Genomic DNA, 10,332 nt, shown 5'->3' on the forward strand with positions numbered 1-10,332 from the left:
GGAGTCGGTGAACGTCCGCAAGGACTCCCAGAACGTGCGCCGGCTGCCGACGTCCATGGCGGAGGTCGGCTCGTCGAGCACCAGGAGCTGCGGGTTGCCGATCAGCGCGCACGCGAAACGGGCGCGCTGGCGCTGGCCGCCGGAGAGCTTGGTGCCGCGGCGGTCGACGATGTCCTCGATGTTGGCGCGGCGCAGCACCTCGTCGAGGGGCAGCGGCTTCTTGTAGAGGGAGGAGATCATCTCCAGCGTCTCGCGGACGGAGATGTCGTCGATCAGCGAGCCCTCCTGGAGGACGGCGCTGACCAGTCCTTCCCGTACCGCGAGGTAGGGGGCCCGGCCGAAGATGCTGATGTCACCCGAGGTGGGGTGGGACAGGCCGAGGACCATGTCGATGGTGGTGGACTTGCCCGCGCCGTTGGGGCCGAGGAGTGCGACGACCTCGCCGGGGGCGATGGTCAGGTCGATGCCCTTGACCGCCTGGACCTCGCCGTAGACCTTGCGCAGCCCGGTGACGCGGATGGCCGGTTCGGCCGCGGACTTCGGGTCGACGGCGGCGTCGGCGGGGGTCTCGGCGGCGTCGGCGGCTACCAGGACCGGTGCCGCCGCCGGAACGGTCCCCTCTGCCCGGGCGGCGGTGGTCTTCTCTGTGGTCTTCATGTCACATCCGGATCTGTCGGGAGAGGTCCTGTGCGGTCAGCAGCTCGGCCAGCGCCGTGGCGGCGCCTTCGTCACGCAGCAGGTCGGTGTGATCGCAGTCGAACCGGAGTTCACGGGCCACGGCTCCGGCCGCGCCGTCCGGGTCGGTGGAACGCAGCCGGTTGAGTCCGCTGAGCGGGCTTCCGGAGCTGAAGGCGACGGCGTCGGTCCATGCGGTGGCGGCCGAGGAGTTGAGCTGGCCGGCCGCGACGACGTAGGCGACGAAGGAGGTGAAGGACTCGGTGAACTCGGTCCTGCTCTCGGGTTCCAGCTCGATCTCGTCGAAGGCGGCTTCGCTGATCTGCCGGAAGAGCCCGACGAGCACCGGGCCGATGTGCCCGAGGTTCTCGGGGTCGGCCTCCAGCGTCCGCCGGGCGGTCTCCTGGGCCTCGGCGACCGGTTCGGCGCCGATGATTCCGGCGAACAGCTCGACGGAGTTGTGGAACTGCCACAGCAGACCGAACGCGTTCGCCGGCTCCGGGTCGAACAGGACGAGCTGGGGCGCTCGTTCCTGCCACTGCGCTATCCGGCCGGCCAGGGCGGCGGCGTACACCGCTCCGGCGCAGAAGCCGAGTACGGCACCGACCGGCCGGCCGCTCGCGCGGACGTCCTCGAACCAGCGGTCGAGGTACTCCTCGCCCGACGGGCCGATGTCGGTGGCGATGGCCTGCGGCATCGTCTCCCAGACCGGGTGGCTGGTGGCGGTGAGGCCGACGATGTCGGCGAATCGCGCATCGGGTCGCCCGGTGGCTGTGAAGTCGACGGCGAGCACCAGGTCTCCTGGGCCCTTGCCGCCGATTTCCCACCATGCATCGGATTTCTCCACCAACCGCCCCTTCCGTTCCCTGCTGCTGTCCCGTGCACCCGCATGGGGAGTGCTTCCGATGCTAGAAGCGGGCAATTGCACTGAGATCCCCTAGCGGAACCCCTAGCGCCCCCTACTCGTCGGGGGCACCCGCCGCGACCGCTTCCACGATCTCCAGGAGGTGCTCGGCCAGCTCGTCGGGCGTCTCGTACTCGTAGATCACGGCGGCGGACAGCCGGGCGCCGACGGCCGCGCCGATCCGGTCGCGGAACTCCACGGCGAGCAGCGAGGAGAAGCCGAGGTCGATGAACTCGCTGTCGGCCTCCACCTCCTCGGCGGACGCGTGGCCGAGCACGGAGGCGGTGACCGTACGCACCAGGTCCAGCAGGAGTGCTTCGCGGGCCGTTCCTTCGGCGGCGTGCAGTCGCCGCTGGAACTCCAGCGGGTCGTCGGCGGGTTCTCCCCCGGCTACCGCTGGGAGGTGCCCCCAGGTGGTGTCCGGAACGTCCACCGGGTTGCTCGGCGCTCCGGGTCCCGCCGAGGCGCGGCCGGCGGCCGCCAGCCAGTAGTGCTGGTGCGGGAAGGCGTAGGTGGGCAGGGGGACACGACGGGCACCGGTGCCCTCGAAGAGCGCGGCCCGGTCCACGGCGGCGCCGCGCATCCGCAGCCGGGCGGCGGCCTCGGTGACCGCTTGCGGCTCGGTGCGGTCCCTGCGCAGTACGGGGAGGACGGCGGCGGTCGCGGGCGCGGTCAGGCAGTCGCGGACCAGCGCGGACAGGACGGCGTCCGGGCCCAGCTCGACGAAGGTGGTGGCGCCCTCGGCCTCCAGGCTGCCCACGGCGTCGGCGAAGCGCACAGTCTCGCGGACGTGCCGCACCCAGTGGTCGGGACTGCGCAGTTCCTGCGCGGTGACGGGCTTGCCGGTGAGGGACGACACGATCGCGATCGTCGGCTCGAGGTACGTCAGCCCTGCGGCCACCCGTCGGAACCCGTCGAGCATCGGCTCCATCAGCGCGGAGTGGAAGGCGTGGCTGACGGTGAGGTGCTTGGTCCTGCGGCCCAGCTCGCGGAAGTGCCCGGTGACCGCCTCGACCGCCGCCTCGTCACCCGAGATCACGACGGAGTGCGGGCCGTTGATCGCCGCGATCCCGACTCCCGGCGTCAGGTGCTGCGCCAGCACCTCCGCCTCGGTGGCATGGAGGGCCGCCATCGCGCCGCCTTCAGGCAGCGCCTGCATCAGCCGGCCGCGGGCGGCGACGAGCGCAGCCGCGTCCTCCAGCGACCAGAGGCCCGCGACGTGCGCGGCGGCCAGTTCACCGATCGAGTGCCCGGCGAGCAGGTCGGGCCGCACCCCCCAGGACTCCAGCAGCCGGTAGAGGGCCACTTCGAGGGCGAAGAGCGCGGGCTGTGCGTAGCCGGTCGTGTCCAGCAGCGCCGCCGGCGCGCTGCCCGGCTCGGCGAACAGCACGTCCTTCAGGGGTGTTCCGAGGTGCGGGTCGAGTGCGGCGCACGCGGCGTCCAGGGCCCGCGCGAACGCCGGTTGTGCGGCGTGCAGTTCACGGCCCATCCGCGGCCTCTGGCTGCCCTGACCGGTGAAGAGGAAGGCGGTACGGCCGCTCCCCTGCGTCTCCTGGACCACGGCCGGGCCCTGGCCGCCCGCCGCGAGCGCGTCCAGCGCCGTCAGCAGGTCCGCCCGGCTGTCGGCGACGACCGCCGCCCGGTGGCCGAGCTGGGTGCGGGACGTGGCCAGGGACAGGCCGATGTCGGCGGCCGACAGTTCCGGGTGGTCGGTCGCCCAGGCGTGCAGCCGGGCCGCCTGCGCGCGCAGCCCCGCCGGACCCTTGGCGGAGAGCAGCCAGGGCACCGGACGCGGTGCACCAGCTTCCGGGGTCTCCCCGGTCTCGTCCGGCTCGTCCTGCGGTGCTTGCTCCAGGACGACATGGGCGTTGGTCCCGCTGATGCCGAACGCGGAGACCGCCGCGCGGCGCGGCCGGCCGCTGTCGGGCCAGGCGCGGGCCTCGGCGAGCAGTTCGACGGCGCCCGCCGACCAGTCGACGTGCGGGCTGGCCTCGTCGATGTGCAGCGACTTGGGCAGCACGGCGTGGCGCAGCGCCATCACCATCTTGATGACGCCGGCGGCGCCCGCGGCGGCCTGGGTGTGCCCGAGGTTGGACTTCACCGAGCCGAGCCACAGCGGCTGGTCGGCGGGCCGGTCCTGGCCGTAGGTCGCGATGAGCGCCTGCGCCTCGATGGGGTCGCCCAGGACGGTGCCGGTGCCGTGCGCCTCGACGGCGTCGATGTCGCCGGTGCTCAGCCCGGCGGCGGCCAGCGCCTCCAGGATCACCTGCTGCTGGGACGGGCCGCTGGGGGCGGTGAGGCCGTTGCTCGCGCCGTCCTGGTTGATGGAGCTGCCACGCACCAGGGCGAGGACGGGGTGGCCGTTGCGGCGCGCGTCGGAAAGCCGCTCCAGGAGCAGCACGCCGACGCCCTCGCCCCAGCCGGTGCCGTCGGCGGCCTTCGCGAACGGCTTGCAGCGGCCGTCGGGGGCCAGCCCGCGCTGGCGGCTGAAGTCGATGAACGTGTCGGGGGTGGCCATGACGGTGACGCCGCCGGCCAGCGCGAGCCCGCATTCGCCGTTGCGCAGCGCCTGCATCGCGAGGTGCAGCGTCACCAGCGACGACGAGCAGGCGGTGTCGACGGTGACGGCCGGGCCCTGCAACCCGAGCGCGTACGAGACGCGTCCGGACAGCACGCTGCCGGCCGTGCCGGTGCCGAGGAAGCCTTCGACGCCGTCGGGGATGGACGCCCGGTCCGAGCCGTAGTCGTGGTACATGACGCCCGCGTAGACGCCGGTCCGGGTGCCGCGCACGGTTGCCGGGTCGATCCCGGCGTGCTCGAACGCCTCCCAGGACGCTTCGAGCAGCAGCCGCTGCTGCGGGTCCATCGCCAGCGCCTCCCGCGGGCTGATGCCGAAGAACGCGGCGTCGAAGTCCCCGGCCCCGGCGAGGAAGCCGCCCTCCTTGGCGTAGCTCTTGCCGAGGGCGTTCGGGTCGGGGTCGTAGAGGTTCTCGACGTCCCAGCCCCGGTCGGTCGGGAAGCCGCGGGCGCCGTCGCCACCGGCGGCCAGCAGCTCCCACAGCTCCTCGGGCGAGGTGACCCCGCCCGGGTAGCGGCAGCTCATGCCGACGATGGCGACGGGTTCGCGGGTCCTGTCCTCCAGGTCCTGGATGCGGCGGCGGGCCTGGAGGAGGTCGGTGGTCGCCCGCTTCAGGTAGTCGCGGAGCTTCTGTTCGGTGTCCGTGGTCATGCGTGCTTCAGCTCCTTGGAGACGGCAGGCGGGCGAGCGGGAGGGGACGGGGTCGGTCGGAGCCGTCAGTCGGAGCCGATCTCGCCGTCGAGCAGGGCGAACAGCTCGTCGTCCGAGGCCTCGTCGACGGTCGCCGCCTCGTCCCGGCCGGCGGGCGCGGGCGCTGCCGCGTCGTGCCAGCGGGACATCAGCGCCTGGAGGCGCACGGTGACCTTGGAACGGGTCAGCTTGTCCAACCCGTCGGTGCTCAGCAGTGGTTCGAGCTGTTCCAGGCTCGCGAGCAGCGCGTGGGCGGGATCGTCGTCGGCGGGGGCCAGCGCTTGCAGCAGGTGGTCGGCCAGCTCCAGCGGCGTCGGGTGGTCGAAGACGAGCGTGGCGGGCAGCCGCACCCCGGTCTCGACGACGAGCCGGTTGCGGAACTCCACGGCCGTCAGCGAGTCGAAGCCGAAGTCCTTGAACGGCTTCTCCGCCTCGACCGGCTGGTCGGCGGCGAAGCCGAGGACGGCCGCGACCTGCTTGCGGACCAGCCCCAGCACCAGCTGCGGCCGTTCGCCGGCGGGCAGCGCCGCCAGCCGCGCGGTGAGGCCGCCGTCCGCACCCCCCGTCCCGCCGGCCGCCGCCGCGCGCCGTACCGGGCCGCGCACCAGCGACCGGAACATGCCGGGCACCTCGCCGCTCATCGCGCGGCCCAGGGCCCGGGTGTCCAGGCCGACCGGCACCAGGAGCGCCCGGTCCGCGGTGACCGCCGTGTCGAACAGCGCGAGGCCCTGCTCCCGGCCGAGGGCCAGGACACCGCCGCGCGCCATCCGCTCGACGTCGGCCCCGGTCAGGGCCGAGCCCATGCCGCCGGTCGCCGGGTCCCACAGGCCCCAGGCGAGCGCGGTGGCGGGCAGGCCGGCGGCCCGGCGCTGCGCGGCCAGGCCGTCCAGATAGGTGTTGGCGGCCGCGTAGTTGCCCTGCCCGGCGCCGCCGAAGACTCCGGCGGCGGAGGAGAACAGGACGAACGCGTCCAGGTCGAGGTGCGCCGTCAGCTCGTGGAGGTGGCCCGCGGCGTCGGCCTTCGGGCCGAGGACGGACGCGACGCGGGCGGGGGTCAGCTTGCCGATGACGCCGTCGTCCACGATGCCCGCGGTGTGCACGACCGCGCTGAGCCGCACGCCCGCCAGCAGCGTGGCCAGACTGTCGCGGTTCGCCACGTCGCAGGCGGCGACGGTCACCGCCGCCCCGGCCGCCTCCAGTTCCGCGACCAGGGCGTCCGCGCCGGGCGCCGCCGGGCCGCGCCGGCTGACCAGCAGCAGGTTCCGCACGCCCCGGGCGGTGACGAGGTGCCGCGCGATGAGCGCGCCCAGCCCGCCGGTGCCCCCGGTGATCAGTACGGTGCCGTCGGAGCGCCAGGGGGCGGCCGCGGACTCCTCGATGGTCGCGCGGACGAGTCGGGGAGCCCACAGCATGCCGTCGCGGACGGCGAGTTCGGACTCACCGGCCGCCAGAACTCCGTCCGGGACGGTCCCGCCGTCGCTGTCCAGGAGGACGATGCGGCCCGGGTTCTCCGCCTGGGCGGCCCGAACGAGGCCGGTCACCGCCGCTTGGCCCAGATCCGTCACACCCTCGCCGGGTGTCACGGCCGCCGCACCACGGGTCACGACGAGCAGCCGGCCGTCCTCGTTCGCCTCGTCGGCCAGCCACTCCTGCACTTCCGCCAGGACCGTGGCGACCGCGTCGGCCGCGGATCGACCGGCCGGTGCCGTCAGCACGACCGGCGCGGGTCCGTCGACCGGGGCAGCGGGGGTGAGCTGCTTCCACTCGACGGTGAACAGCGCGTCGTCCGTCGTGCCCGGCGCGCCCGGCTGGGCCGTGGACACCGGCCGCAGGGTGAGCGTGCCGATGGACGCGACCGCGCCGCCCTCGGCGTCCGCGACCCGCACCGAGACGCCACCGGGGGTGGCGGCCGGGGCGAGCCGTACCCGCAGCGCCTTGGCGCCCGAGGCGTGCAGGGTCACGTCCGACCAGGCGAAGGGCAGCCATGTGGCGTCGGGATCCGCGTCGGCCGGGCCGCCCATCAGGCCGGACCCGCCCAGCGCGACCGCGTGCAGGGCGGCGTCCAGCAGGGCCGGGTGCAGACCGAACAGCCCGGCCTGCGACTCCTCCTTCTCCGACAGCGCGACCTCGGCGAAGACCTCGTCGCCGCGCAGCCAGGCGGCCCGCAGACCCTGGAAGGCCGGACCGTACTCCAGGCCGCGACCGGCCAGCCCGGCGTAGAGCTCGTCCACCGCGACCGGCTCGGCGCCGGCCGGGGGCCACTGCGCCAGATCGAACCCGGCGGCGGGGGCGTGCTCGGTGAGCGTCCCGTCGGCGTGCCGCGTCCAGGCCCTGCCCTCCGGCGCGCCCTCCGGCCGCGAGAAGACGGTCACGGCCCGCTGCCCGTCACCGTTCAGCCGCACCCGCACCTGGACGGCGCCCGTGGCGGGAACGACCAGCGGCGCGTGCAGCGTCAGCTCCTCCAGCGTGCCGCAGCCCGCGAGGTCTCCGGCGTGCACGGCGATCTCGACGAGCGCGGTGCCGGGCACGAGCACGGTGCCGTTGACGGCGTGGTCGGCCAGCCACGGGTGGGTGGCGAGCGACAGCCGCCCGGTGAACAGCAGCCCGTCCGACTCCGGGATGCCGACGGCGGCGCCGAGCAGCGGATGGTCCGCCGCGTCCTGGCCGAAGTCGGCGGCGTCGCCGCTGGGCAGGGCGTTGGACGTGAACCAGTAGCCGCGGTGCTGGAAGGCGTACGTCGGCAGGTCCACGAGACCGGCGGCGGCCCGGCCCGCGAAGAACGCCCGCCAGTCGACGCCGACTCCGCGCAGGTGCAGGCGGGTGACGGCCTCCACCAGTGTCCGGGCCTCGTCACGGTCCCGGCGCAGCGCGGGGACCAGGACCGACGCGGCCGGGTCCGTCACGCTCTCGGCGCCCATCGCGCTCAGCACGGCGTCGGGCCCCAGCTCCAGGAACGCGGTGACGCCCCGCTCCTCCAGCGTCGTGACGGCATCGGCGACGCGCACGGTCTCCCGGACGTGCCGGACCCAGTACGCAGGGTCCGTCAGTTCCTCGGCGGTGGCGGCCCGGCCGGTCAGGGTCGACACGATGGGGATGGCGGGCGCGTTGTAGGTGAGGCCGGCGGCGACGGCACCGAACGCTTCGAGCATCGGCTCCATGTGGACGGAGTGGAAGGCGTGGCTGACGGTGAGGCGCTTGGTCTTGCGCCCCAGCTCGTCGAAGTATGTGACGACCTGCCCGACCGCGTCCTCGTCGCCGGAGACGACGACGGATGTCGGGCCGTTGACGGCCGCGAGGCCGACACGGTCGGAGAGCTGCGGCAGCACCTCGGCCTCCGTGGCCTGGATCGCCGCCATCGCACCGCCGGACGGCAGTTGCTGCATCAGCCGGCCGCGCGCGGCGACCAGCAGCGCCGCGTCCGCCAGCGACCACACGCCCGCGACATGCGCCGCCGCCAGCTCGCCGATGGAGTGGCCCGCCAGTACCTGCGGGCGGATACCCCAGGCGGCGACCTGCCGGAACAGCGCCACCTCCAGGGCGAACAGCGCGGGCTGGGTGTAGCCGGTCGTGTCCAGCGATCCGTCGGCCCCGCCCGTGAACAGCACGTCCTTGAGCGGACGGTCCAGGTGCGCGTCGAACGCCGCCGCGACCTCGTCGAGCGCCGCCGCGAACACCGGGAACGCGGCGTACAACTCCCGCCCCATCCCGGGCCGCTGGCTGCCCTGGCCGGTGAACAGGAAACCGAGCTGCCCCGATCCGGGGCCGTCGCGCAGGACGCCCGGGGCGGTCTCGCCGTCGGCGAGGGCCGCGAGCGCGGTGAGCAGCCCTTCGCGGTCCCCGGCCACCACGCCCGCCCGGTACGGGAAGGCGGAGCGCGTCGTGGCGAGGGCCGCGCCGAGGGTGGAGGGGTCGGCGGCGGATCCGTCCCGCAGGTGCTCGTGCAGGCGGCGGGCCTGGGCGGTCAGCGCCTCCGGAGTCCGGGCGGACAGCAGCCACGGCACCGCGGGCAGTGCATCGGGCGCGCCCTCGTCCGCCGCTTCCCCGGACGGGGTCTCCTCGACGATCACATGCGCGTTCGTGCCGCTGATGCCGAAGGAGGAGATGCCCGCCCGGCGGGTCCGCTCCCCCGCCGGCCACGGCCGGGGTTCGGTCAGCAGCTCCACGGAGCCCGCCGACCAGTCGACGTGGCTGCTGGGCGCGTCCACGTGCAGGGTGCGGGGCAGCTCCTCGTGGTGCAGGGCGAGCACCATCTTGATGACGCCCGCGACACCCGCCGCCCCCTGGGTGTGCCCGAGGTTGGACTTGATGGAGCCCAGCCACAAGGGCTGGTCCTGCGGGCGCTCCCGGCCGTAGGCGGCGATGAGCGCCTGCGCCTCGATCGGGTCGCCCAGCCTGGTGCCGGTGCCGTGCGCCTCGACGGCGTCGATCTGGTCCGCCGACAGCCGGGCGCTCGCCAGCGCCTGCCGGATCACGCGCTGCTGGGAGGGACCGTTGGGCGCGGTGAGCCCATTGCTCGCGCCGTCCTGGTTGACGGCGCTGCCGCGGACCACGGCCAGCACCCGGTGCCCGTTGCGGCGGGCGTCTCTCAGCTTCTCCAGCAGCAGGACGCCGACGCCCTCCGACAACCCGGTGCCGTCGGCGGCCTCCGCGAACGGCTTGCAGCGGCCGTCGCCGGCCAGCCCGTCCGCCCGGCTGAACTCCAGGAACGTTCCGGCGGAGCCCATCACCGTCACCCCGCCGGCCAGCGCCAGCGTGCACTCCCCCGCCCGCAGCGCCTGGCCGGCGAGGTGCAGGGCGACCAGCGCGGACGAGCAGGCCGTGTCGACGGTGACGGCGGGGCCCTCCAGTCCCAGCGCGTAGGAGACGCGACCGGACAGGACGCTGCCCGCGACGCCGGTCATCATGTGGCCGGCGACCTCGGCGGGCATCTTCTGCAGCCCGCGCAGGTAGTCGGAGCTGCTGACGCCGGTGAAGACCGCCGTCCGGGTGCCGGCCAGCGCCACCGGGTCGATCCCGGCGCGCTCCAACGCCTCCCACGACGTCTCCAGCAGCACCCGCTGCTGGGGGTCCATCGCGAGGGCTTCGCGGGGGCTGATCCCGAAGAACTCGGCGTCGAACTCGGCGGCGTCGGCGAGGAAGCCGCCCTCGGGGGCGCCGTCGCCCGCGGCGCCGCCCTTCTCCCGTTCGCCGCCCTTCTCCCGTTCGCTGTCCTGGAACTGGGTGAGGTTCCAGCCGCGGTCGGTGGGGAACGGCGTCAGGCCGTCCGCACCGGCCGCGAGCAGTTCCCACAGCTCCTCGGGCGAGGTGACGCCGCCCGGGAAGCGGCAGGCCATACCGATGATCGCGATCGGTTCGCGCTCCCTGTCCTCCGCGTCCCGCAGCCTGCGGCGGGCGTCGTGCAGGTCAGCGGCGACCCGCTTGAGCGTGTCGACCAACTGCTTCTCGTCCGCCATCAGTTCTCCGTAAGGTGTCGAAGCTTCCAGGA

At 74.3% G+C, this 10,332-nt stretch carries 3 protein-coding genes and 1 pseudogene; all 4 read right to left on the minus strand.

Annotation, left to right across the window (positions count from 1 at the left end; translation table 11 throughout):
• Nucleotides 1-657: ABC transporter ATP-binding protein (locus O3X23_RS28035; RefSeq protein WP_269274367.1), on the minus strand; the 657-nt coding region annotated here is incomplete at its 3' end.
• Between the two features lies 1 nt (nt 658).
• Entirely contained in the window at nt 659-1,522 is an 864-nt protein-coding gene (locus O3X23_RS28040) for a hypothetical protein (protein ID WP_269274368.1), read from the minus strand.
• Nucleotides 1,523-1,679: 157 nt separating this feature from the next.
• Nucleotides 1,680-4,808: pseudogene (locus tag O3X23_RS28045) on the minus strand (type I polyketide synthase); the annotation flags it as partial.
• A 65-nt stretch (nt 4,809-4,873) separates the two neighbouring features.
• A complete protein-coding gene (locus O3X23_RS28050) occupies nt 4,874-10,300 on the minus strand; it encodes a type I polyketide synthase (protein WP_269274370.1) in 5,427 nt (1,808 codons plus the stop codon).
• Nucleotides 10,301-10,332: the final 32 nt, after the last annotated feature.

Source organism: Streptomyces sp. H39-S7, assembly GCF_027158205.1.
Classification (GTDB): Bacteria; Actinomycetota; Actinomycetes; order Streptomycetales; family Streptomycetaceae; genus Actinacidiphila.

What these genes read in the sequence shown, in the direction of transcription:
- O3X23_RS28050 (WP_269274370.1), bottom strand. Translation starts at nt 10,300, where the DNA reads ATGGCGGACGAGAAGCAGTTGGTCGACACGCTCAAGCGGGTCGCCGCT.